Source organism: Marinobacter salarius (assembly GCF_032922745.1).
GTDB lineage: Bacteria > Pseudomonadota > Gammaproteobacteria > Pseudomonadales > Oleiphilaceae > Marinobacter.
Map to the genome: position 1 here is coordinate 4,252,857 of NZ_CP136693.1, position 23,710 is coordinate 4,276,566.

At 57.5% G+C, this 23,710-nt stretch carries 18 protein-coding genes and 1 pseudogene; 4 read left to right on the forward strand and 15 right to left on the reverse strand.

Annotation, left to right across the window (positions count from 1 at the left end):
• Positions 1-410: 410 nt before the first annotated feature.
• From ltrA to R1T46_RS19815, 4 genes are all read right to left on the reverse strand, one after another.
• Complete coding sequence (ltrA, locus tag R1T46_RS19800; protein ID WP_127401912.1) at positions 411-1,802, reverse strand: group II intron reverse transcriptase/maturase; 1,392 nt, start codon at positions 1,800-1,802, stop codon at positions 411-413.
• A 527-nt stretch (positions 1,803-2,329) separates the two neighbouring features.
• Positions 2,330-3,856, reverse strand: a complete 1,527-nt coding sequence (locus R1T46_RS19805; RefSeq protein WP_126810509.1) for a tripartite tricarboxylate transporter permease — start codon at positions 3,854-3,856, stop codon at positions 2,330-2,332.
• Positions 3,856-4,302, reverse strand: coding sequence for a tripartite tricarboxylate transporter TctB family protein (locus R1T46_RS19810; RefSeq protein WP_036204068.1), 447 nt, complete (start codon positions 4,300-4,302; stop codon positions 3,856-3,858). Before R1T46_RS19810 ends, R1T46_RS19805 begins: the two co-directional genes overlap by 1 nt.
• Positions 4,299-5,276: a Bug family tripartite tricarboxylate transporter substrate binding protein gene (locus tag R1T46_RS19815; RefSeq protein ID WP_317306742.1), complete on the reverse strand. Its 978-nt coding sequence runs from the start codon at positions 5,274-5,276 to the stop codon at positions 4,299-4,301. Before R1T46_RS19815 ends, R1T46_RS19810 begins: the two co-directional genes overlap by 4 nt.
• A 370-nt stretch (positions 5,277-5,646) precedes the next feature.
• On the opposite strand from R1T46_RS19815, the gene R1T46_RS19820 reads away from it, so the two are divergent.
• From R1T46_RS19820 to R1T46_RS19830, 3 genes are all read left to right on the forward strand, one after another.
• Positions 5,647-6,909: an OprO/OprP family phosphate-selective porin gene (locus R1T46_RS19820; protein ID WP_317306743.1), complete on the forward strand. Its 1,263-nt coding sequence runs from the start codon at positions 5,647-5,649 to the stop codon at positions 6,907-6,909.
• Positions 6,910-7,322: 413 nt separating this feature from the next.
• Positions 7,323-8,915, forward strand: coding sequence for a sensor histidine kinase (locus R1T46_RS19825; RefSeq protein WP_317306744.1), 1,593 nt, complete (start codon positions 7,323-7,325; stop codon positions 8,913-8,915).
• Positions 8,912-9,592 (forward strand): response regulator, encoded by a 681-nt coding sequence (locus R1T46_RS19830; protein ID WP_041333487.1) that lies wholly within the window; start codon positions 8,912-8,914, stop codon positions 9,590-9,592. The genes R1T46_RS19825 and R1T46_RS19830 overlap by 4 nt, the downstream gene beginning before the upstream one ends.
• Before the next feature lie 16 nt (positions 9,593-9,608).
• Here R1T46_RS19830 and R1T46_RS19835 read toward each other — a convergent pair.
• The 11 genes and pseudogenes from R1T46_RS19835 to R1T46_RS19885 form a co-directional block, all read right to left on the reverse strand.
• A pseudogene (locus tag R1T46_RS19835) lies at positions 9,609-10,962 on the reverse strand (sigma-54-dependent transcriptional regulator).
• Positions 10,959-12,773 carry an ATP-binding protein gene (locus R1T46_RS19840; protein WP_317306746.1) on the reverse strand — a complete coding sequence of 605 codons (1,815 nt, stop codon included), beginning with the start codon at positions 12,771-12,773 and terminating at the stop codon, positions 10,959-10,961. The pseudogene R1T46_RS19835 and the gene R1T46_RS19840 overlap by 4 nt, the downstream one beginning before the upstream one ends.
• Before the next feature lie 113 nt (positions 12,774-12,886).
• Positions 12,887-15,067, reverse strand: a complete 2,181-nt coding sequence (locus R1T46_RS19845; protein WP_317306747.1) for a TRAP transporter permease — start codon at positions 15,065-15,067, stop codon at positions 12,887-12,889.
• A 90-nt stretch (positions 15,068-15,157) separates the two neighbouring features.
• Positions 15,158-16,138 carry a TAXI family TRAP transporter solute-binding subunit gene (locus R1T46_RS19850; protein ID WP_317306748.1) on the reverse strand — a complete coding sequence of 327 codons (981 nt, stop codon included), beginning with the start codon at positions 16,136-16,138 and terminating at the stop codon, positions 15,158-15,160.
• Positions 16,139-16,379: 241 nt separating this feature from the next.
• On the reverse strand, positions 16,380-17,369 hold the full coding sequence (locus tag R1T46_RS19855) for an ornithine cyclodeaminase family protein (RefSeq protein ID WP_317306749.1): 990 nt from the start codon (positions 17,367-17,369) through the stop codon (positions 16,380-16,382).
• 114 nt (positions 17,370-17,483) lie between these two features.
• The gene (locus R1T46_RS19860; RefSeq protein ID WP_126810518.1) at positions 17,484-17,909 is read right to left on the reverse strand and encodes a secondary thiamine-phosphate synthase enzyme YjbQ; all 426 of its coding nucleotides are present in this window, start codon (positions 17,907-17,909) and stop codon (positions 17,484-17,486) included.
• A gap of 14 nt (positions 17,910-17,923) precedes the next feature.
• Entirely contained in the window at positions 17,924-18,991 is a 1,068-nt protein-coding gene (locus R1T46_RS19865; protein ID WP_317306752.1) for a M14 family metallopeptidase, read from the reverse strand.
• A gap of 1 nt (position 18,992) precedes the next feature.
• Positions 18,993-19,898: a 30S ribosomal protein S6--L-glutamate ligase gene (gene rimK, locus R1T46_RS19870; protein ID WP_126810520.1), complete on the reverse strand. Its 906-nt coding sequence runs from the start codon at positions 19,896-19,898 to the stop codon at positions 18,993-18,995.
• Positions 19,898-20,380: an ATP-dependent zinc protease gene (locus R1T46_RS19875; protein ID WP_317308343.1), complete on the reverse strand. Its 483-nt coding sequence runs from the start codon at positions 20,378-20,380 to the stop codon at positions 19,898-19,900. The genes rimK and R1T46_RS19875 overlap by 1 nt, the downstream gene beginning before the upstream one ends.
• Positions 20,373-21,233 carry a mechanosensitive ion channel family protein gene (locus R1T46_RS19880; RefSeq protein ID WP_317308344.1) on the reverse strand — a complete coding sequence of 287 codons (861 nt, stop codon included), beginning with the start codon at positions 21,231-21,233 and terminating at the stop codon, positions 20,373-20,375. The genes R1T46_RS19875 and R1T46_RS19880 overlap by 8 nt, the downstream gene beginning before the upstream one ends.
• A gap of 75 nt (positions 21,234-21,308) precedes the next feature.
• Positions 21,309-22,127, reverse strand: a complete 819-nt coding sequence (locus R1T46_RS19885; RefSeq protein WP_036204032.1) for a hypothetical protein — start codon at positions 22,125-22,127, stop codon at positions 21,309-21,311.
• Positions 22,128-22,233: 106 nt separating this feature from the next.
• Here R1T46_RS19885 and phrB point away from each other — a divergent pair, with 106 nt between their 5' ends.
• Complete coding sequence (gene phrB / locus R1T46_RS19890) at positions 22,234-23,634, forward strand: deoxyribodipyrimidine photo-lyase (protein WP_317306755.1); 1,401 nt, start codon at positions 22,234-22,236, stop codon at positions 23,632-23,634.
• The last annotated feature ends 76 nt before the right edge of the window (positions 23,635-23,710 follow it).

The window sequence follows — 23,710 nt, forward strand, 5'->3', positions numbered from 1 at the left end:
CACCGACTGCGGCCTCGGCTTTCGCCTTGCGCCACAGCCTCCGGCGTCGCCGGATTCGGTGTCAGGCTTCCCCGGTTACTGCACCGGCTCCCTGTTAACGATGCCACCCTCAAGCACAGCCCAGGTCTGACTGAGTATCGGGCTTCGCGTTATTTTGCACGCTGACCCACCTGGACTGCCGAAACAGGTTCACTTGCGTTGTGTACCGTTAACTTCCTATGGCTTCCTTCAGACCCCACCGTTGGCCAGTGACGCCCTTGCCAGTCGGATTGTCTTCCCCTCAGTCGGGGTGACGCCACCTTCTTTCAGATGGCCGGGTTTGCCGGCTTCGCCGGGCAATCGAGTAGGAGGGGGAGTTACCTCCCCCGTCCTCTCACACCACCGGGCATACGGTTCCGTACCACGGCGGTTCATGGTCGGCTCTGAAGCCGAGTCATCGTATCCAGCAAGCTTACCAGAGACAGACGGTCGAATACCCTCTTAGGCAGGGCCGCGTTCATATGAGTCGCGCCACTGTTCCACCAGGGTCCACGACCATTGGTCGCGCTCCTCCAAGCCCTTATCTCAGTCAAGCCTAGCCGTACCAGGTTGCGGGCCCGCGTGCGGGTCCGCTTCCACTGCTGCCACAGGATCAGGCGAAGCCGCCGTCTTATCCAGCCATCCAGGGCTTCGACCGAACGCTTCGAGGCGGTCAGGCGATAGTAATTTGCCCAGCCTCTCAGCACCGGGTTCAGGTTCCGGATGGTGGTCGTCAACGACTGTCCCCGTGACCGTTTCAGCAGGGGGCGAAGCTTGGCCATGAAGGCCTTCAGGCTTTTGGGCGCGACTCTCAACCGGACCTGACGTTTATGCCAGCTCACGCTGTAACCCAGAAAGCTCCGACGCCAGGGGCGGTCCACGGCGCTTTTCACCGTATTCACCTTCAGGCGCAAGCGCGTTTCCAGGAAGTGGGTAATACTGGCCATCACCCGTTCGCCGGATCTTTTGCTGCTGACGTAAATGTTGCAGTCGTCCGCATAGCGGCAGAACCGGTGTCCCCGCCGCTCCAGCTCCCGATCCAGTTCGGTCAGGAGCACGTTAGAGAGCAAGGGCGACAGGGGGCCGCCTTGCGGCGTGCCTTCCCGTCTCGGGCTGACCAGTCCTCCTTCGAGCATGCCGGCTTGCAGGTAACGCCGGATCAGGGTGAGTATCCGCCGGTCGGCTATGCGACAAGCCAGCAGGCTCATCAGCACATCGTGGTTGACCCGGTCAAAGAACTGGGCCAGATCCAGATCGACCACCCAGCGGTGGCCGTCGTTGATGTGTTGCTGCATCGCCTTGACCGCCTGGTGGGCACTTCGACCGGGGCGGAACCCATAGCTGTGATCCGAGAAGGTCGGTTCCAGCGTCGGGCTCAGCACCTGGTGAAGGGCTTGTTGGATCAGGCGGTCCTGCACCGTTGGGATACCCAGTGTCCGCTCCCCGCCTTGCGGCTTGGGGATACTGACCCGGCGGACCGGTTGAGGATGGTAGTCTCCGGCCAACAGCCGCTCGCGCAGCGTTGGCCAATGCTGTTGCAGGTGGCCCTTCAGGGCCATCACCGGCATCTGATCGACACCGGCGGCACCCTTATTGGATACCACCCGCTGATACGCACGCATCAGGTTCGGGCGCTCAAGCACCTGTTCCATCAGCGTGTTCGGCTCCGCGTTCGTCCACGAGTGAGCCCCCGCGTCTGCCTCGACACGGACTTCAGTCTCTGCCGGATACCGTCCAGCGCCTTCCTGAATGCCCTGCCCCATCCGGGTCGCTTCTGTCTTCATAAGCACACTACGAGAACTCATCGCCTACTAACGGCCAACCATGTTCGGCCCTTCCGTACGCGGTGACGCACCTACTATGGCCTCGGCTGAGTTCTGGCTCCCCATCCCCACCTCTCGCGAAGTGAGTAGCACAGCGGCAGAGAACCAGACTTCCCAGGGTAAGACGCGTGACCTTCACACTTATGCCCGCCGCATTTACGTCCACACCTTCCGTGCAAGTACAGGGCTTTGACGATAGTTGACGCCTTACCCGGTGTGACCGCCTCATATGCGATTTCTGTTCGTCAGGCCAGTGCTTTGCCTGCGGCTTCCTTCAGATTCCATCTCACGATGGACACCCTTGCCGTCCGGCTAGTGGTTCCCCTTGCCGGGTCCACAGGGGACTTGCACCCCCAAGTCATCCGGCCAGCACCACCTGTACCGGAACAGCGCCCGTCAAGGCGCTACGCGCCATGCCTGGCGCACAACAAAAAAGCCGCACCGGTTACCCGGTGCGGCAAAACTGAAGTCAGTGACCGGGTACCGGCTCAGTCGCTGGCCGGGCTTTCCTTCATGGCCGCATTCATGCGGCGACGCAGAAGCGGACCAACCACGTAAGGCAATACCAGGCTCAGGCCGGCAACCAGCCAGAAGCACTTCGCCAGAGTACTCGCCCAAAGGATTCCCCAATCACCATCCGATAACACCAACGCGTGCCCCAGATTCTTCTCCATCTCCGGCCCCAGCAGCAACCCGAGGATAATCGGCACCACCGGAATTTCCAGTTTGCGCAGGAAATAGCCCGCCACGCCGAACGCCACCATGAAGTACAGGTCGAAGGCGCTGTTGCTGATGGAATAGATGCCCACGAAGGCAACCATGGTCACAATGGGCAGCAGGTACATGGGCGGCACCGACAGCAGTCGCACGAAGAAGCCGACCAAGGGGATGTTGAGCACCAGCAGCAGCACATTGCCAATCAGCAGGGCGGCAATGACACCCCAGACAATATCGGCATTCTGAGTAAACATCAGCGGGCCCGGCGTGATGTTCAATGAAATCAGCATCGCCAACAGCACCGCGGTGGTACCGCTACCAGGCACCCCCAGGGTCAACATGGGTACGAGCGCGCCCGATGAGGCACCGTTGTTGCCCGCCTCAGGCGCCACCACACCCCGGATATCGCCCTCGCCGAACGTGCCCTTCTTGCCTATCACGCTCTTTTCAAGGGTGTAGCTGATAAAACTGCCCAGGGACGCACCGGCGCCCGGCAGCACGCCGGAAATGAATCCAAGCACGCCGCCACGAAGCTGAGTGGGAACCGTGGAGACCAACTCCTTGAAGGTAAGCGTCAGCTTGCCCACGTTCATCTTCTTGCGACCGCCGCCCATGCGCGATTCGACAAAAAAGAGCAGTTCCGAGATGGCGAAAAGACCAACAATCGCGAGGATGAAATCAATACCCTCGTACAGCTCCAGCACACCGAAGGTGTAGCGCTGGGTCCCGGTGGAGATATCGATGCCCACGGTGGAGATCATGATCCCCAGGGTCGCGGCAATCACCGTCTTCATCGGGTTCTTGCCGGTAATACCACCCAGGGTGGCGAAGGCCAGCAGGAACAGCGCGAAATACTCCGCCGGGCCGAAACTCAAGGCAAACCTCGCCAGCACCGGGGCAAGCATGATCAACCCGATGGTGCCGATCAGCCCACCCGCAAAGGACGCAATGGCAGAGATCGCCAGCGCATCCGCCGCCCGCCCCTTTTGGGCCATGGGATAGCCATCCAGGCAGGTCATCATCGCCGGCTCGTCACCGGGAATATTGAGCAGGATGGAGGAAATACGACCGCCATACATCGCCCCGGCATAAACCGATGTCAGCAGGATCATGGCAGTTTCCGGCGGCAAGCCAAGGGTAAACGCCAACGGGATGAGGATCGCCACACCGTTTGCCGGCCCCAGGCCGGGCAAACAACCAATCAGGGTGCCCACGAAGGCGCCGAAGAGTGCAAACATCAGGTTGTACGGTGTCAGGGCAACCGCAAAACCCTCCATCAGAAAACCGAGCGTTTCCATCAGTTCACCTCCAGGATGCCAGCAGGCAAGCTCAACGCCAGGCCATAGTTGAACAGGACGAACACCACCACGGCGCTAATCAGGCCCGTTAAAAAGGCATTCCTGGCGGGCGCGCCCATGCGCCAGCTAAGGGTGCCAACCGCCAGGGTTGTCGAGATGACAAACCCCAGGGGCTCAAGCAGCATCGCGTAGACCACCAGCACAACCAGCGACACCACCAGCTCAACTGCGGACCGGCCCAGCGGCCACTGGGCGTCGGGGTCCGGCTTGACCATCAGATAGATGCTGCCGGCAACCAGAACCACCGCAAGGATGGTTGGAAAGGTTTCCGGCCCAACGGTTTCGGCGCCGCCAAACGGCTCGGGCCACTGCTGTGCAACCCAGCCGTAAGCCACCGCCAGAACCATCAGGCCCAGGCCAAGAAGCCGATCACCCAGGCCTGTCATTTCAGCAGTCCTATTTCGCGGGACAGGTTCTCGATGTCCTGTACCTGTTGCTCGACAAAGCTGTCGAACTCATCTGCAGGCGGATGGAACGGAATGAGACCATTGGCCTTCATCACCTTTTTCCACTGCTCACTGGCATACAGGATATCGACGGTCTCGACCCAGAATGCCTTGGACTCATTGGATGCGCCTTTGGGCATGTAGAATCCGCGCCAGTTCGGGCCAACGGCGTCAACGCCCTGCTCTTTTGCGGTCGGAATATCGGCAAATTCACCCGGCAGGCGCTCGTCGGCCAGCACGGCCAGCACACGAAGGTCGCCCGACGACAGGAAACCGGTGACTTCGGAGATATCACCAGTGAAGGCATCGACCTGGCCACCGACCACCTGGGTCATGGCCTCACCACCGTTATTGTAGGAAAGGTACGGAATGGCGGGCAGTCGGTCGGCGCCGGCGGCCTTCGCGGTGATCAGCACCTTCAGATGATCCCATCCGCCCCGGGCACTGCCGCCCGCGAACTTGACGGATTTCGGGTTCTGTTTGATGGCATCGAGCAGTTGATTCAGGTTCTCATACTGTGAGTCCTTGCCTACGGCAATGACGCCGTAATCCGCGCCCAGTGCGCCAATCCAGGTCACCATATCGGCATCCAGCCCGGGGAACTGTTTCTGGGCGAGACGGGTGGTGGTTGCCGTTGATGCGGCGACAATCAGCTTGTCATCTTCCGCACGTTTGCTGACCGTGTGAGCATAGGCAACACCGCCGCCAGCACCGGCCATATTGATGGTCTGTACGGTGCCATCAACCAGGCCAAGGTCCCTCATTACATTACCAGCGCTGCGACAGGTAAAGTCCCAGCCGCCACCCGGGTCTGACGGGGCGATGCATTCCACTTTTCCGGAGGGTTGCCATGCGAGGGCCGAAAAACTGAGTGTGGCTATAGCCACCAATAAAAAACATCGTTTAGCAAGCATCTTATAACCTCTGATTTGTTGTTGTGTCCCTCGACGACGATCGCGTTCCGAGATGGCATTTTACGTTGCCACTAATAGCGATAACGGAGGACTCGATTGGCAGTGTAAGTAAATAAATAGCTTTCCCGAAGTTTGTGGGCGTAAAACTTTTTTACATCTTAAAACACGTTCTGATCATAATGTTCACATAAAACGCTTTCTGCCTGGGAATACTTCCCTGATCGTGGTTTTTATGACCAAAAAGCCCTAAATAGAAAAAAAGAACCTTATCTTTTAAAGATTAATTGAATATGACGTCATGGGTTAGTCTGACAGCGTTGTCGCGACAGCAACTGATACTCCGAATAATTACAAAAGAGGCTTTACGACTATGAAAAAAACCATAACCGGAGCTGCATTCACTCTTTTCGCAGCATTAACCAGCACTACTGTACTTGCAGCTCCTGATGAGCAAAAACTAGAAAAACAAATGTATGACCTTAAACAAGAACTCGACGACCTGAAAAAATCAAAAATTTTTGATCTCGAGTTTGGCGGGCGAATCCAGGCAGATTTCAACTACTTTCAAGGCGCTTACAATGCCGGCAAGGCTGGCGATCCAGGCAGTGATTTTTTCCCTCGCCGCATTCGTACTTATGTAGAGAGTGTGCATGGTGACTGGGACCACAAATTATTACTCGACTTCGCGGATGGTGGTGGCGAGATTGTTCTGGCGCGAGTACGCTACAAAGGTTTTGGCAATGGTCTGAAAGTACAGGCTGGTAAGCTTTGGGAAGAAATTTCACTAAACGGACGAACCAGTAGCAAACATATTGCCACTATATCACGTAGTTCGTTGGCAAATACCATGGCGCCATATTTTTCATGGGGCGCATCAGCCAACCAATACTTCGAAGACTCAGGCATTCGTTATGCGGTTGGAGTTTACAGAAACGAAGCTTTCGGTGCCGTTGGCCAGAATGTTGATGCCAATGGCGTTGACAATGGCGTTTTGGCGCTCGCATTAACAGGCCGCCTCACTTGGCAAAAAGATTTGCAAGACGGCGTTTTGCACCTCGGTGGCTGGTATTCAAACCGTGATATGGGAGGCCGGGATTTAGGAGCACGCTTCGCACGTGGAGAAGTACGCAACACCAATACCCGTTTGGTGGACTATGTCGCAGGGGGAAGCCCGGTAGCGCTGAACAGCCTGCAACAGGCCGGCTTAGAGGCTGCATATCAGCTAAGAGGGCTGACCGTAGAGGCAGAGTATGCAGCCCGTGAATTAAACGCCGTAGACCCAGCCTCACCGCTGGATGGTGAAGTTTACGATGGCTACACCGTTACCGCCAGTTATTTCCCGGCAGGACTTCAGCGGCAGTACTCTAAAGGCTCTGCAGTGTTCAAACAACCCAAGGGCGTTAGAGATGCATGGGAACTGGTTGCTCGTTTAAGTAATATGGATGCGACATCTGATACGCAGGGGACAGAAACAACAAGCTATACCCTGGGCACCAACTACTATTACTCGTCAAAGGTGAAATTTATGGCAAATGCCATTTATTCAGAGGTGAGTGGCCCGGGTGCAGCGTCCTTGGTAGGCAATGAAGACAACGGTCTGGGTTTTACAGGACGTATCCAATACTTGTTCTAAGGAAGCCATCAGTAGCTACCATCGGCCTGCGACAAAACGGGCACCCTTAGTTGCATGAGGTTCACAGCAGCCTGTCGGACTCAAGTGGTTGTTTCCGGCAATATAGAAGTTGAGTGGAATTCCCCGGACTTTGAGGCCCATAGTCAATGTATGCAGCCACAAATCCGGGGAATCTGCGCCGATTTTCAGTGAAGCTATTGATTGGCCGAACAGGCGGCTCTCTTGTGAACCAGCATGTTTACCACTACCCCGCTTGAACCCGCCAATTCGAGCAAATCATCGTAACAGGACGTTATGGTCATTAAATTTACGGGTAATCGCACGATGAGTGTTTTAGCCTTGTCGTATTCTATAATGATAACAAACCGCGCTTTAGTGATATTGTGTTCCGAAAAACCAAACTGAAAACCCGAATGATCCTCACGCTCGGATTCGTCAGCGCAGCGCAGACGATCCTCATAGGCGTGTTCGCCGGCTATTACCTCAGCAACTCCCTGTTTGATGAAATCGGGCAACGGGCTCTCATGGTGTCGAAGACCGTCGCGGCAGCCCCCTCGGTGATCGAGGGTGTACGCGAGCGTGATATTGAAGGGCTGAAACGGCTGGCAAATCGACTGACCCGCACCAACGAAGCTTTGTTCATCGTCATTGGTGACCACCAGGGCATACGCCTGGCACACCCCTCCCCTGATCGCATTGGCCACTCCATGGCCGACGATGATGGTGACCTGGGCCGGCGTGCCCTGGTTGATGGCAAGGCCTATGTGGCAAGGGCCACGGGCAGCCTCGGCGAATCCATGCGTGGCAAGGCCCCGGTGATCGAGCCAGAAACTGGCGAGATCATCGGCATTGTCTCCGTGGGATACGGAGTTGACCAGGTGGATGCCACCATCAAACGCTACAGCTTCGTACTGTATACCGTGGTCGGCCTGACCCTGCTGGTCAGCATACTCATTGCAATGGTGATCGCCAGCCGGTTCAAGCGCGCCATTTTCGGCCTGGAACCCGAGGAAATCGCACGCCTGTTCCAGGAGCGGGACGCCACGTTACAGTCCGTCCGGGAAGGCATCATCGCCATCAACCGCGACGGAGTGATTACGACCTTCAACCGGACGGCCCTGGAAACCCTTGGTATTGATCCCGACACGCCACTCTCCGGCCGCCCAATTCTTGATGTTCTGCCCGAAAGCGACCTGCTGTCGGTACTCGAATCCGGCACGCCGGACTTCGACCGCGAGGTCTGGCTGAGAAACCGACAGATGATCGTCAACCGGTTACCTGTTCGCCAGGGCGCAGAAATTACCGGTGTTGTGGCCAGTTTCAGGCTGAAGGACGAGGTGGATCAGGTCAGCCGGCAACTGACTCGCATACAACAATACGCAGATGCCTTGCGAAGCCAGACTCACGAATACTCGAACAAGCTCCACACCATCGCGGGCCTGATCCAGATTGAAGCCTATGACGACGCGTTGAATCTGATCGGCAGCGAAGTCAGCGACCATCAGGCACTGATTCACCTGCTTCTGGAAGCCGTCCCCGATCCGGTTATCGCCGGTTGCCTTATGGGCAAGTACAACCGCGCCCGGGAGATGGGTCTGGGCTTACAGATCGATGCCGAGAGCCGCATGGTGGACATACCCGCCGACATGCCACGGGATCAGCTGGTGAGTGTCCTCGGCAACCTCATCGACAACGCCCTCGAGGCCACCCGCCATCAGACCGGCGAAGGAGGACGGGTACAGCTATCCATGACAGACCTGGGGCATGAACTGATCTTTGAGGTGGAAGACCAGGGGCCAGGTATTCCGGAAGACTCGCAACAGAAGATCTTCGAGAAAGGCGTGACCACCAAGCAAGGTACCGAACAACACGGTTATGGCCTGCACCTGGTGCGTCAGTTCCTGAATCGCTGGGGCGGTTCCATCACGGTGGAGAACCTACCAGGTGTGGGCTCGCGATTTACCCTTTACCTTCCGAAAACCAGTCAGGGGAGTGACAGTCATTGAATACCCTTCGGATCCTGATTGTTGAGGACGACCGGCAGATCGCCGAAATCCAGCGCCGGTTTGTTGAGCGACTCGAGAATGTGGAGCTTTGCGGCATTGCCCACAGCCTGGGGGATGCACGCGACCTTATCGACGTTATGGCCCCACACCTGATCCTGCTGGATATCTATTTTCCCGACGGCAATGGTCTGGATCTGCTGCGGGAACTCCGGGCGCGGGATAGCAGCAGTGACGTTATCCTTATCACCGCCGCCAAGGAAGTGGAACCGCTCAAGAGCGCCCTGCGCGGCGGCGTCTTCGACTACATTCTCAAGCCCCTGGTTTTCGAACGCCTTGAGGAAGCCGTCAACCGTTACCGCGACCACTTGCGGCAACTGTCTGGCCTGGTGCAAATCGCCCAGAAAGAAGTTGATGCCCTGCTGCCCAGAGGGTCAAGCGAAGCCAGTCAGCCCGCGCCCACAGACAGACTGCCCAAGGGCATCGATAGCATCACATTGGATAAAATTCGCGAGGTGGTTTCATCCGGCCAGTGGAGTGCCGAGGAAGTCGGCCAGGCCATGGGCGCGTCACGAACGACGGCGCGACGCTACCTGGAATTCCTCGTTGGCCGGGGGGAGTTAACTGCGGAAGTTACCTACGGCAGCGTCGGCCGACCGGAACGGCGGTATCGCGTCTGACCCCCTGCCTTTAGGGTCAATCCCGGAACTGCGACTTGTCCAGCCCGTACTTCTTCATTTTGTCGTACAGCGTCTTGCGGGCAATGCCTAGCTGGACCATGGTGTCCTTAATGCTGCCATGGCAGGCATTGAGCGCACTGACGACGGCTGAACGTTCAAAGTCGTCCATCATCTCGGACAGAGTCTGGCGCCCGGACACATTGTCGGTGACGGAGGAATCGTTTTCGTCCAACGCCGCTGGCCCCAGCAGAACGTAGCGCTCGGCCAGGTTCCTTAACTCCCGGACATTCCCCGGCCAGCTATGCTGCATCAGGCGCGCGGCCTGGCTGGCATCCAGGGGGATGCTTTCGCGGTCGTAGCGGGCTGCCGCAATCAGTACAAAATGGTGAAACAGTACGGGGATGTCATCCTTGCGTTCGCGCAGTGGCGGAATATCCAGCTTCACCACGTTCAGCCGGTAGTACAGGTCAGCACGGAATTCGCCCTGGTCACTGAGCTGCTTCAGGTCAGCCTTGGTGGCGGCGATAATGCGAACATCCACGCTTTGCACCTGATTGCTGCCCAGGCGCTCCACACGCTGTTCTTCGAGCACCCTCAACAGTTTGACCTGCAGGGCCATGGGCATGCTTTCCAGTTCATCCAGGAACAGCGTGCCCTTGTGCGCGTACTCGATTTTTCCGATGCGGCGTTTGTCCGCGCCGGTAAAGGCACCCGCTTCGTGGCCGAAAAGCTCACTCTCAATCAGGTTCTCGGGCACGGCGCCACAGTTGATGGCAACGAAGTTGTGGGTACTTCGGAGGCTGTTCTCGTGGATATAGCGGGCCAAGGCATCCTTCCCCGAACCCGTCTCACCGTGTAACAGGATATTGGCGGAGATATCCAGCACCGGGTCGATGGTCGCCATCACTTTCTGCATACCGGCTGAATCCCCCAGGATTCGAGGTCCCGGCCGGGCCAGATGCTTCAGTTGGGCCTTCAGCCGCCGGTTTTCCAGTGCCAGGTGGCGCTTTTCCAAGGCGTGGCGAAGTAGCTCCAGGAGCTCATCGTGATCAAAGGGTTTTTCGATGAAATCATAGGCGCCCTGCTGCATGGCGGTGACGGCCGTGCTGATGTCGCCCTGCCCGGTCAGGATGATCACCGGGATGGTTTCATCCATGGCGCGAATCCTGTTCGAGCATTTCCAGGCCATCCATTCCCGGCATGTTGTAGTCACATAACACCACCCCCCCATAGTCCTGCGTGATGTTCTCAAGGCCGGACCGTGCATCATCGAAACACGCAACGGAAAGATCTTCCAGGGTGAGGGTTTGCGCGATGGCCTGTCGGATATGCGGGTCATCGTCCACAAAAATTACCGACGCATCTGTCATTCGGTGGCCTCCCGCTTTCTGAGTGTTAATACGAACTCCGCGCCCGGTCCGTCGCTCCGGTTACGCCCCGTCAGGCTCCCGCCCAGCGCGTCCACGATCTGCCGGGATATCGAAAGGCCCAGACCCAGCCCCTGCTTCACCGATTTGGTGGTAAAGAAAGGCTCGAAAATCCGCTCCGTACTGCCCGGCAGGCCGGAACCGTTATCCCGCACAAGGCAATACCAATTCCCGTCATCTTCTTCCACATCAATGGTGATCTCCGGCTGCTCGCTGCTTTCGACTGCCTGAATGGCGTTCGCCACCAGATTCACCATGACCTGTTCGATCCGGATCACGTCTCCGTGGCACTGCACCGGTTGTTCCGGGCGGTGCCATTGAATGGAGATATCGGATCGGCTCTCCTGCGCCGCCATTATCTTTAGAGCACCGTCGACCGATTGCCGCAAATCAACCAGTGCCGGTGGCCCTTCCGATTTACGAGCAAACACCTTGAACTGACGGGTAAGCTCCGCCATTTTGTCACACAGGGTGATGATCTCTGAAAGATTGGCATCCACCATCTCCGTCGCGCCCTTCTCAAGGAACCGACGGCTGTTGCGGGCATAGGTCTGAATTGCCGTGAGCGGCTGGTTAATTTCATGGTTCAGGCCTGCAGACATCTGGCCAAGCACGGCAAGCTTGGCTGCCTGGATCAACTCATGCTGGGTTTCCCGGAGTTCATCACGGGTTTTCTCCCGCTCGCGGATTTCTTCCAGAAGTTGCTGGTTGGAACGCTCAAGCTCCGCCGTTCTGCTGGCGACGCTGCGCTCAAGCTGCTCTCCCCTGTGTGCCAGTTCAGCCTCCCGCCGATAGCGTTCCCGCAAATACAGCGAGGCGAGCAAACCGACCACGAAGATCGCCACGCCGACCGCCGCAAACCCGAGCCGACCCCATAGCACTGTGCGGGTACTGACCATCACCTGAAGCGTCCAGTCCAGGCGTGGCAAGGGTGTAAGCACCCTGAGGTATTCGCGGCTTTCTCCATCGTTGTGGATACGCATGGTCCCTGCCCTGTCGGAAAGCCCCCAGGGTGATCCCAGGCTGTCGAAGTCAATCGGCGAAAGCTCACGATCAGGGTAACGCAGGTGAGACAGCTCACTGGGAGCGTCGGCGTTGTCACCGGTAAAGTTCCGGTACAGCCACTCGCTCTTGCTGGACAGGAAACTGATGCCAGCGTCGTCCAACACGACCATTTCCGAATCCCTCAATGAGGCGGGGCGACGCCACTGTGATTCCAGTTCATGCACCAACACTTTCATGGCGATAACACCCAGAATCTCGCCGCTGTCGTCACGGACAGGATGGGAGAAATACAGCCCGCGGACATCGGAGGTGACGCCCAGGGCAAAATAGATGGCGGAATCCCCACTCGCCATGGCGTCCTGAAAATAGGGCCTGAAATCAAAGTTGCGGCCCACGAAGCTGTCCCTGCGCAGATAGTTGTTAGCCGCAATAGTGGTTCCGGAGGCATCCATAAGATAGACATCCGAACTGCCGACGATGGTCGCCATTCGCTGCATCTGGTCGTTAGCCCGCAGAAGTGTACCTGGGTCACCCGGTGATGCCAGGGCTTCTGCCAACAACGGATGCTCGGCCATCAACTCGGGGATGGGCACATACCGGTTAAGCTCATTAGCCACAAGCTGGCGATAGCGAAACGACTCTTCCACGCTCTCCTGTTCAACCTGCCGGTAGCCATACCAGCCACCCAACATCCATGAGCAGGCCAGAGTCACCAGAAAAACAAGAAACGCGATAATCCGGTAGGACATACACTCCGGTTCCTGAAAAACCGTTGAAAGCCGCTAGAGTATAGCCCTGTCCGGGCCAGGGCAATCGAGTTTCAACTCGGCCGCCCTGGCCCGGACGCTCCAGCCGCTGCTGTTCAGGTGCTCGCCGGACGCAGTTTGCTCTGACGCTGCGCCAGGAACGCAACCACCGCCAGAGCAATACCGCTGAGGTCTGTCCATAAACCGCCTTCGATCATCAGCAACGCCGCTCCGATCAGCAGAAGACGGGTGATCACACCGGCGGAGGCCCGTGCAAACCAGCCCAGCACACCACCGGACAGCATATACACTCCGAACAGAGCGGTGATCAGTGCGCGGGCGATATCAAACCAGCCGGCATCCATCAGCAAGGCGCCGTTGTAGAAAAACATGAATGGCACGATGAACGCCGCAATACCAATTCGGAACGAGGCCACGGAGGTCTCCATCGCATTGGCGCCCGAAATCCCGGCAGCTGCATAGGAGGCCAGTGCAACCGGCGGGGTAATGGCTGACACCACCGCAAAATAGAACACGAAGAAGTGCGCTGTAAGCGGCTCGATGCCCAACTGAACCAGGCCCGGGGCGACCACCGACGCGGCAACTGCGTATGCGGCTGTGGTTGGCATGCCCATACCCAACAGGATGGAGATGAACATGGCGAAGATCAGCGCCAGCAATTGGCTGGCCTCGGCCACGTCCAGCAGCAACACGGAGAACCGCGCTCCAACACCGGTCAGGGAAATAACGCCCACAATCACACCGGCCGCCGCACATACCACAATGATCTGGATGGCCATGTACGACGCAATTTCCAGCGCCTCAAGGATCTTCCGTATGCCCATTTTGTTGGGCGAGAACCAACTGACAACAGCGGCAGACACGGTGGCAAGCGTACCGGCCCGGATCACTGAGTAGCCCATGAAAAGCGCCACAATCAGGATAATAATGGGCACAAACAGGTAGCACTGCTTCACCATGGTCTTGAGCTTGGGCAGCTCATCCTCGCGCATGCCACGCATGCCGGTCTTCGCCGCCTCAAAGTCCACCATGAAATAGACCGAGGCGAAATAAAGGATGGCCGGGATGATCGCCGCAATAGCAATCTCTGTGTAGGGAATACCGGTGATCTCAGCCATGATGAAGGCGCCCGCCCCCATAATCGGTGGCATGATCTGCCCACCGGTAGAGGCCGCCGCTTCCACGGCACCGGCCGACCGTTTGCTGTAACCCACCTTTTTCATCAGCGGAATGGTCAGGGAGCCGGTGGAAACCACATTACCGGCGCTGGTTCCGTTGATCATACCCATCAGGCCGGAAGCAAAAATCGACACCTTGGCCGGGCCACCCCGAGTGCGGCCCGCCGCGGCGAAGGCGAAATTCACGAAATAATCGCCCACCTTTGACGCCTGCAGGAAGGCGGCAAAGACGATAAACAGAATGATATAGGTCGACGACACGGCGGTGGTTGGGCCAAGAATACCGGCGTCGGTATACACCTGGCTGAAAAAGCGCTGGACCGACAGCCCCGGATACCCCAGGAAGCCAGGCAGATAGGGCCCCAGAAAGACATACACCAGGAAGACCAGCCCGATAATCACCAGGGCCAGACCTGCCACCCGACGAGTCAGCTCCATGATCAGCGCCGTGCCGGCAATGGCCGCAAATGAAATGCCGACCGGCGCAAACGAGGTGCCCGTGGACATGCGCATGGAGGTGTTATAAACCACCAGGAAATAGGCGGCGACCGCCACCGAACACACAATCAGCACCAGATCCGGCACACTGAAGCGGGAGCGCTCACGCTGGTGAAACCAGCTCATCACGATACCGATCGCACTGGCGACCAACAGCGGCCAGCCGAAATGCCAGGTTTCGAGGTCAACTGGTACTCTCTGGGTGCCATCCAGGATCATCTGGTGGAATGAAAATGTCTGGTACAGCGCGTATACGGCCGGCACCAGGGCCACGGCACCGATCCAGGTTGTCCAGCGATGGCGTGCGGGACCTTCTTCCGCGGAGACAAAACGGGCACCGGCAAACAGGATGAAGCCCAGCACCAGCGACCCCGCAATATGCACTATCCGGAAAGACCAGGTTTCCAGCGGCGCAATGTTCAAGCTGTATAGATGAAACGAGGAGTAGGCAATGGCCAGTAACGTCACGAACTTCAGCATTCCGCCTTCAAACAGGCGGCGATTGGCCTCGACCGGCTCTTCATCGACATCGTGGGCCAGGACGTGGTCATCGCCGATGTCGTTCACCGGATGTTCTTCGGGGTGTTGTTTGTCAGTCATGATAGACCCTGCTCACGGGAAAACGGGGCCGGCGGTTTGCCGGCTTTGCTCAGGAGGGCCACCACCGTAGCCCTCCATCACACACGATGGTTACTGATTGATCATGCTGTCTTCGATCGTGTAGCCGTTTTCGTTGAACCAACGAGCTGCACCGGGATGCCAGGACAAGACGTTGTTCTTCGTGTAGTTTTCCGGAACGGAGTTTTTGGCGGCCTTGTGGATGGACACCATCTTTTCGTTGTTCTCCATGGTCAGCTTGGTAATTTCATACACAAAGCTCTCCGGCATGTCGCAGTTGACCATGGCGAAGTTCCACATGGAGACCACGCGGGACGGCTCATTCAGGGACTGGTAGGTGCTCGCTGGAATGGTGAATTCCGAGACCGGGAAATTCACAGTCACCTTCTTGGCCTCTTCATCCGTCATGCCGATGATGGTCACATCGGTCTGCACTTCCAGTTGGCTGACGGCCGGGATAGGAATACCGGCGGCAAAGGCCACCACGTCAATCAGGCCATCCTGCAACTGCCCGCCCAAGTCAGACCAGCTACCGTTACGGCGCTCGAAATCGACGCCCAGGGTTTCCATTATGCGGGGGAAATAGGTGTCGGATGTGGAGCCGGCCGGCCCGAATCCGATGGTGGCGCCATCGGGAATATCAGAGATAAACGTAATGCCGGAACTGGAAAGTGCGGTGACGGAAAACGGCGTTTCATACATGGGAAACATCGCGCACACATTGTCCATTTTCATGCCCGGCGCCAGTGGGCTGTTACCGTCGATGGACTCCTGCGCCGGCCCCATGGTGGTCAGCCCGAACTTCAGATCGCCAGTATGAACCAGCGCCATATTCTGCATCGGGCCACCGGTAATTTCAGCACCACCGGATACGCCCAGGTTCTCGGCGACAAAGTTTGCCCATCCGGACCCATACGCAAAGTAGGTTCCCCCCTGACTTGCGGTACCGACCGTGAAGTTATCCGGCCAATCAGACCGGTCCTGAGCGATGGCGGGACTGGTGGCGGCAAACGTTGAGACAAATGCCACGGCAAAGACGGATTGGGTTTTCATAGAGGATGCTCCCGTTTCGTTGTGTTTGTTGGGTGCTAGAACGGAGCCCAGCAGGTTCCGGTTGGACACTTACAGCAACGAACAAGAGCAACTAGCAGGCCAGATACGGCAACTAATTGATCTTACTTATATTTCAAAAATAAAGCCGGGGCAGATCAAGCAGTAGCGCGTAACATTCCACCCATTTCCAGGAAGGTAATGGGTGGAGATCCACCCATATTGCACGACAAAAACCGTGTGATCAGGCTTTACCCTGTTTACTGGAACTCGAATAGTTCTCCCAAACCAGGATCGCCGCAGCCAGATCTTCCAGCGAAACACCCACGGATTTGAACAGGGTAATGGCATCATCACTGTTGCGGCCAGCATGGGTACCACTTGCCAGTTCAGACAACTCCGCCTGAATCTTGTCCATGGCAAAAACGCCGTCTTTCACAGCAAAGTGCAGGTCCCCTGCTTCGCCTTTTGCGCCTGCATAGGAATCAACAAAGACATCAGAGCGAGCAACGCATTCGCTGTCGGTCTCCCGCATATTCTTTCGGAATGCCCCAACCAGATCCAGATGCGTTCCGGGTTTCAGCCATTCACCCTGAATCATGGGCTGGGTTGAGAGCGTCGCCGCGCTGACGATATCCGCCTCTGGAACCACCGAGGCCAGGTTGTCGGTGGCGGTGACAGACTCAAACGCCACCTGCCCTTTGTTGTAACCCGAGTACGACCGGGCCAGGTCCTCCGCTTTGCTCAGGTTGCGACCGTACACCACGACCCGGCGAATCGGCCGCACTGACGCATGGGCTTCAATCAACATTGGCGCCAGCTTGCCGGTGCCCACGACAACCAGGGTCTCGGCATCTTCACGGGCCAGATAGCGGGCAGCCAGAGCGGAGGCCGCGGCAGTGCGGCGGCGAGTCAGTTCACTGCCATCGATACAGGCCAGGGGCTGGCCCGTGGCGCCGTCACTCAGCAGGTAGACGCCGCTGATCGCGGGCATGCCGCGATTCGCATTCTGGGGGAAAACGTTCACCATCTTCACACCAAGATAGCCCGGCTGTTTGCCCTGATCTTCCCAGGCCGGCATCAGCAGCATCGTAGCCTCCCCATCCTGACGCTCAACAGCATGATGGTGGCGAGGTGGTGTTACGATGCCGCCAGCGAAAGCACTTTCCAACTGGTCGACAAGCGCATTCCAGGGCAGGTTTTCGGCGACGATTTCAGGGTTGAGTATTTGCATACATTGATTCCCGTTTCAGGGTGCCTACAGAGAAAGACGCCCGTGATGCATGGTTTACAAGGGCGAACCACCCAGCCACTTTATCCAGCCACTTTATTATGTGGCAGCAAGCGCTTACCACCGTCCCTGCAAAGTTGCTACGACCCGTCTACCGCTGGCCCGATTCCGATGTTCACAAAGATAGATCCCCTGCCAGGTGCCCAGGGCAAGATGTCCGTCGTTCACGGGAACAGTGAGCGAAGGGCCTACCAGAATACTCTTAATATGAGCCGGCATGTCGTCCGGGCCTTCCATGGTGTGCTCATAATGGGGCGCGTTCTCTGGCACCATCACATTAAAATGGCGCTCCAGATCGCCGCGCACGTCCGGGTCGGCGTTCTCGTTAATGGCCAGGGAGGCGGAGGTGTGTTGAATAAACAGGTGCAGCAGCCCCACCTGGCAGTTCTGCAGGGCCGGCGCCTGGGCCAGGATTTCACTGGTCACCAGGTGAAAGCCCCTGGGCTGGGGCTTTAGCTCGATAAAGGTCTGATCCCAGATCATGTCCAACCTCGCTTCTATTTCTGCCGGTCGTCCCAGGGATGGACGGGCACTACATCTTCGCCCACATCCCCTTCATAGCTGCTGCGGAAATAGTCCATCGCCTTCTCCGCCTCGCTGAGCTCGTCAAACCGGGCAATGTGGTAGATCGCCTCGCCCTCGTTTACCAGCGGCAGGTTATTCACACAAATAACAATGCCGGAACAGGGTGATGTCACGGCGGTTTCCGACTCGCCGAACGGGTCAGCCACCATAGCCAGCCTCTGGCCTTTACGGACTTTTTGGCCGAGACTGGCAACCGGACGCATGATGCCATCGGTGTCCGTGCGCACCCACTGCGAGTTTGCAGCCGTTTCCGAGCGTTTCCGGGGGGCCTTGGGGCCTTTCTTGGCAGGAATCATCTCCAGTTCCCGCATCACCCGGATGACTCCTTTCACGCCGCTGGAAATCACCACATCGTCAAATCGCAGGGCCTCCCCGCCCTCGAAGGTGACCACCGGAATATCCTGGGAGTCAGCATAGGCGCGAAGGCTGCCCTCTCGCAGGCTGGCGTTGATGATGATGGGCGCACCAAAGGCCTCAGCCATACGGATGGTTTCCGGATTTTTGAGCTCCGCGCGAATCTGCGGCAAATTGAACCGGTGTATGGCGCCCGTATGCAGGTCAATAATGTGGGAGACATTCTCCATGATCTGAGTGCGCAACAGGTAAGCGATGCGACCACCGAGGGAGCCGGTCTCACTGCCCGGGAAGCAGCGGTTCAAATCGCGGCGATCCGGAAGGTAACGGGTGCGCTGGACAAACCCGAAAATATTCACGATGGGGACCGCCACCAACGTCCCCCGCAAATGCCGCAGTGCAGAGTTGGTCAACACGCGGCGCACAATCTCGACGCCGTTGATTTCATCCCCGTGTATCGCTCCGCAGACCATGAGTACAGGCCCGCTCCGACGCCCATGAACCACTTCAACGGGAATATGCAGTGGCGTGTGGGTATAAAGTTTCGCCACCGGGACTTCCACGGTTTGTCGAGTGCCCGCCTTGATTTCATGGCCAGCGATAACAAACGGAGCCCTGGCAGCCATATCAGCCCCTCCCCTTGGTGCGGGTTTTCCAGGGCTTCTGGTTTTTCTCGGTCCAGTTGATGATCATGCCAGCCACGTTTTTGTTGGTGGCATTCTCAATGCCTTCCAGGCCCGGTGACGAGTTCACTTCCATCACCAAAGGCCCACGGCTGGAACGCAGCAGATCCACACCCGCCACGTTCAGGCCCATGGACTTTGCCGCCGTGATGGCCGTTCTGCGCTCCTCGGGGGTTATCCTCACCAGTGAAGCTGTACCGCCCCGATGCAGGTTGGAACGGAACTCGCCTTCCCCACCCTGGCGCTTCATCGCTGCAATCACCTTGTCACCAATCACGAAACAGCGGATATCGGCGCCACCGGCTTCCTTGATGAATTCCTGCACGAGGATGTCCGCTTTCAGGCCCATGAAAGCCTCAATGACGCTTTCCGCCGCTTTGCGGGTTTCGGCCAGCACCACGCCAATGCCCTGGGTGCCCTGCAGCAATTTAATAACGACGGGAGCACCGCCCACCATCTGCAGCAGTTCCGGCACGTTGTCCGGCTTGTTGGCGAAGCCGGTCACCGGCATGCCAACGCCCTTACGGGCCAACAACTGCAATGAGCGCAGCTTGTCCCGTGAGCGGGTAATGGCTACGGACTCATTGACGGGGAAAACGCCCATCATCTCGAATTGCCGCAATACGGCCGTCCCGTAGAAGGTCACAGACGCGCCAATACGGGGGACCACCACATCAAAATCTTCCAGAACTTCCTCGTGGTAGTGAATGCGAGGGTCGGCGGACGTGATGTTCATGGAGCAGTGCAGGCAGTCGATCACCTTCACTTCATGGCCCCGGTTGATTCCTTCCTCTATCAGCCGACGTGTTGAGTAGAGATGACGGTTACGCGACAGAATCGCAATCTTCATTATCTTGTCCTTAGGGCCGGCTCACCGGCAAGATAGGAACATTCAGGGAGGACAATGGCGCGCCCGGCCATTGCGGTTCGACCAAGCAGCATACGGAAACGCATGGAGTCACGATTGGTCAATGTCATTTCGATGGGCCACTCGATGTTGCCAAGCACCAGCCGAGTCTCGATCACCAGGCGCAGTTCTTTATGGCCACCGGAGTCCGAGACATTGCGTTCATCCAACACCGCCGCGTCGCACTCGACCACATGATGCAAATCGTTCTGAACGGGGTGGACCCAGAAGCGGACCCGACGCCGGCCACTCTCTGTGTATGGTTCTGTTCGAAACGTGTGCAGGCATGAAGTGCGGGCACCAGTGTCCACTTTTGCCTTGATCCGGGAAATGTCGAACTCCGGCAACGCAATCCACTCGCGCCAGCCCAATGCCAGCTTTCCGTCTGTGTCCGGCACCGGGCCGGCTTTCGAGGCATCATCCATTCTGGTCGGCATCCGGGCCTCCCTTGTTGGTTGTGGTTTCCGGCCGAAGCAGCTCCACCCGGAAGGGCTCGGAATGGCTTCCGGCATAAATGCTCGTATGGGGGAAAGGTATTTCAACGCCCTCCTCATCAAGCGTTTTCTTGATGGCCACCATCATCTGGCTACGCCCCTCCAACACTTTGTTACTGGGTACCCAGAAAGAGAATTGCAGGTCCACTGAGGATGGACCAAACCCAGTGACCAGTACAAACGCCTTCGGCTCTTCCAGACTCACACTGTTCTGTCTCGCCAGCGCAAGAAGCAGTTTTTCAACGCGCTCCACATCCTCCGCGTAGGCGATGCCCACCGTCAGGTCCATACGACGGATGGGAAAGCGTGAGCGATTGACCACGCGGGTCTTGATCAGGGTTTCATTGGGAATACGCACATACAGGTTGTCCGGCGTGCGCAACTTCACACTTAGCATATCAATGGAAACCACCTCGCCAATGGTGTTCTCCACTTCAATAAAGTTACCTATTTCAAATGGCTTCTCCACCAGCAGGAACAGACCGCTGATCATATTGGAGGCGGACGTCTGGGAGGCGAAACCAATAGCAACCGTCAGTATACCGGCGGCACCGAGCACCACGTCGAGAGAGAAGCCGGCTTCACGCAAGGCGGCGACGAAGAATATGGCCAGCACGATGTAGAAAACCAGCCGCCTCAACATCACCGTGTGGTGCCGTGACGCACGGTCCTCCATGAAGCGGGTAACTCCACGGGCCGCAAATGAAGCCAGCACAATGCCAAGAATCAACAGGAACAGGGTGCTGATCCACTTGCCCCAGGCAATGGCACCAAAAAACTGCATCAGGCTGCTTTCAAACTGCTCAATCAAGGAGGTAACTCCGTTTACGGATTCGATGTCGACAATTGGCCGATGATATCAGCCAAATATACGGTCGTAGGCTCGTACCAACCCGCCACGGGAGGTTTGTTCCCGCGCCGGCGAAATAAGCTCGCACTGCCCGGCAGCAGCAATAAGCGACTGGTCAATCTTCAGGCGTGCTGAGTTCATATCGGTTTCGCAGGTCACCGTCACACGCGGTGTCCATAGCTGCCCCTTGTCATTGCGATGAAGGGACAGCAACGGGGTGGGCAGATTGAACCGCTCCAGCAACAGCGGTTCCTGTCGTTCATTGACGATCCGCACCGGGGTAATCGCCCGCCAGGGACGTTTGGGCACAGCTTCGAGCACCAGGCGCGCAAACGTGGCGGCGGAGTAGCACAGCTCGCCTTCCATGGTGGTTCTTCCCACCCAGGTCAACGACGGATCTGCCAGCGGCAGTTCCATCAGGTGCGTGCCTTTGCTTCCAGCCTGGATTCGCATCCACAGGAGGGTGCCCACGTAAATGGTGCACTCACTCTCGGCGGGGATGGTCAGCGGCTGATAGGGACGTATCACCGTAGCAAGGCTGGACATCGCTGGCAGGTAGCAAACCTGACTGCCATCATCCGGCCGTACGAACCGATGAACCTCCAGATCCGCATCGGGTAGCGTGTGGGTTACCCTTTGCTGCCAACGCTCCTGATTGTCGTCTTCGGGCATACGCTGGTAGCGGATCAGCCATTCCTGATCCAGCAGGGTTATCCAGATTCGGGTGTGGCTGAGTTCGTGGTATTGCGTCTGCCCGGGTTCCAATGTGTAAGGCGTTGCCCAGTGGCCATCCTGCATCGTTCGCTGTGTGTCCAGACTCGTCGTCATTCCGGCCCTTTGTCCATAAATTCTTCCATTAACTATAATCCAATCAGCACGTTCCAGCGAATATCCATCCGTAACTGTCGATCCGCCATCAAACTCAGGAAGCTCAATGACTCAGCTCGTATGGTTCCGAAACGACCTGCGCGTTGCCGACAACGCTGCCCTTACGGCAGCCTGCAAGCAACAGCAACCGGTGCAGGCCTGTTTTATCGTAACCCCGGCTCAGTGGCAGGAGCATGATTGGTCTCCGGCGCGGGTTCAATTTGTGCTGGACCACGCCAATGCGCTGTCGGAAGAACTGGCGAAATTAGGCATACCCCTATCATTCATGACCGCAACCACGTTCGCCGAGAGCGTTGAAAAACTGGAAAAATTCTGCCGGCGCGAGAGTATCCGGCATGTGCATTTCAATGAGGAATACGGAGTTAACGAAAGGCGCCGCGACAAGGCCGTAAAACACACCCTTGATGATATTGGCGTGGCGGTGAATAAATACCGGGACCAGACGGTAGCGCCTGTTGGCACCATCCTTACTCAACAGGGTGAGCCCTATTCCGTGTTCACCCCGTTTTCCCGTCGGTGGCGAAGCTGGGTTGATGAGGCGCAGCCAACCCTCTTTCCTGTTCCCAAGCCCGTCGGCGAGCCTGTTAAGCCTCTTTATTATGAAGGCCTGCCAAAATGCTTCGATAATCCACCACCCCGGCTTGTTGAAACCGGCGAGGACGCCGCCCACCGGCAACTGGAACAGTTCCTCGACGACCACGGCGGGGACTATAAGGATCTGCGCGACCTGCCATCCGTAGATGGTACCAGCCTGCTCTCCCCTTACCTGGCCAACGGGGTGCTTTCCGGCAAACAGTGCCTGATTGCCGCCCGCCAGCAGCAAGGTATGGGAGGCAACCAGGAAGGCCTGGCCACCTGGACCAACGAAATTGCCTGGCGGGATTTCTACATCAATATCCTTTACCACTACCCCAGGATTAGCATGCACCGGGCGTTCAAACCGGAGACCGAGGCCCTGCAATGGAATACACCCGGCGAGAACTTCGAAGCCTGGAAATCGGGCAACACCGGCATCCCCATTGTCGACGCCGCCATGCGCCAGCTGAACCAGACCGGCTGGATGCACAACCGGCTGCGCATGATCACGGCGATGTTTCTCACCAAAAACCTGTTCATCGACTGGCGACTGGGTGAGGCCTATTTCATGTCAAAACTGGTGGACGGCTTCCTGGCCTCCAATAACGGCGGCTGGCAGTGGAGCGCCTCCACCGGCACCGATGCGGCGCCGTATTTCCGGGTATTCAATCCGGCCACTCAGAGTGAGCGGTTTGATCCGGATGGCGAATTCATCCGCAAATACGTTCCCGAGATCGCAAAGCTGGACAATAAGCGGATTCACCAACCCTGGGCCGGTGGCGTGATTCCCGGTGGGTATCCACGACCTATCGTTGACCTGAAAGAAAGCAGGAAAGAGGCAATTTCAAAGTTTCAGGCCCTGAAAAATTAAAGCGCCGGCTTCGGCGTCGGGAGGAAACGGCCGGCTGGGGGGGGAGGTTCTGCCCAAACACGCTGTGAATACGTCC

Excerpts from the sequence above, each read along its gene's own strand:
- ltrA (WP_127401912.1), bottom strand. The coding sequence starts at position 1,802 with ATGAAGACAGAAGCGACCCGGATGGGGCAGGGCATTCAGGAAGGCGCT.
- R1T46_RS19805 (WP_126810509.1), bottom strand. The coding sequence starts at position 3,856 with ATGGAAACGCTCGGTTTTCTGATGGAGGGTTTTGCGGTTGCCCTGACA.
- R1T46_RS19810 (WP_036204068.1), bottom strand. The coding sequence starts at position 4,302 with ATGACAGGCCTGGGTGATCGGCTTCTTGGCCTGGGCCTGATGGTTCTG.
- R1T46_RS19815 (WP_317306742.1), bottom strand. The coding sequence starts at position 5,276 with ATGCTTGCTAAACGATGTTTTTTATTGGTGGCTATAGCCACACTCAGT.
- R1T46_RS19820 (WP_317306743.1), top strand. The coding sequence starts at position 5,647 with ATGAAAAAAACCATAACCGGAGCTGCATTCACTCTTTTCGCAGCATTA.
- R1T46_RS19825 (WP_317306744.1), top strand. The coding sequence starts at position 7,323 with ATGATCCTCACGCTCGGATTCGTCAGCGCAGCGCAGACGATCCTCATA.
- R1T46_RS19840 (WP_317306746.1), bottom strand. The coding sequence starts at position 12,773 with ATGTCCTACCGGATTATCGCGTTTCTTGTTTTTCTGGTGACTCTGGCC.
- R1T46_RS19845 (WP_317306747.1), bottom strand. The coding sequence starts at position 15,067 with ATGACTGACAAACAACACCCCGAAGAACATCCGGTGAACGACATCGGC.
- R1T46_RS19850 (WP_317306748.1), bottom strand. The coding sequence starts at position 16,138 with ATGAAAACCCAATCCGTCTTTGCCGTGGCATTTGTCTCAACGTTTGCC.
- R1T46_RS19855 (WP_317306749.1), bottom strand. The coding sequence starts at position 17,369 with ATGCAAATACTCAACCCTGAAATCGTCGCCGAAAACCTGCCCTGGAAT.
- R1T46_RS19860 (WP_126810518.1), bottom strand. The coding sequence starts at position 17,909 with ATGATCTGGGATCAGACCTTTATCGAGCTAAAGCCCCAGCCCAGGGGC.
- R1T46_RS19865 (WP_317306752.1), bottom strand. The coding sequence starts at position 18,991 with ATGGCTGCCAGGGCTCCGTTTGTTATCGCTGGCCATGAAATCAAGGCG.
- rimK (WP_126810520.1), bottom strand. The coding sequence starts at position 19,898 with ATGAAGATTGCGATTCTGTCGCGTAACCGTCATCTCTACTCAACACGT.
- R1T46_RS19875 (WP_317308343.1), bottom strand. The coding sequence starts at position 20,380 with ATGGATGATGCCTCGAAAGCCGGCCCGGTGCCGGACACAGACGGAAAG.
- R1T46_RS19880 (WP_317308344.1), bottom strand. The coding sequence starts at position 21,233 with ATGCAGTTTTTTGGTGCCATTGCCTGGGGCAAGTGGATCAGCACCCTG.
- R1T46_RS19885 (WP_036204032.1), bottom strand. The coding sequence starts at position 22,127 with ATGACGACGAGTCTGGACACACAGCGAACGATGCAGGATGGCCACTGG.
- phrB (WP_317306755.1), top strand. The coding sequence starts at position 22,234 with ATGACTCAGCTCGTATGGTTCCGAAACGACCTGCGCGTTGCCGACAAC.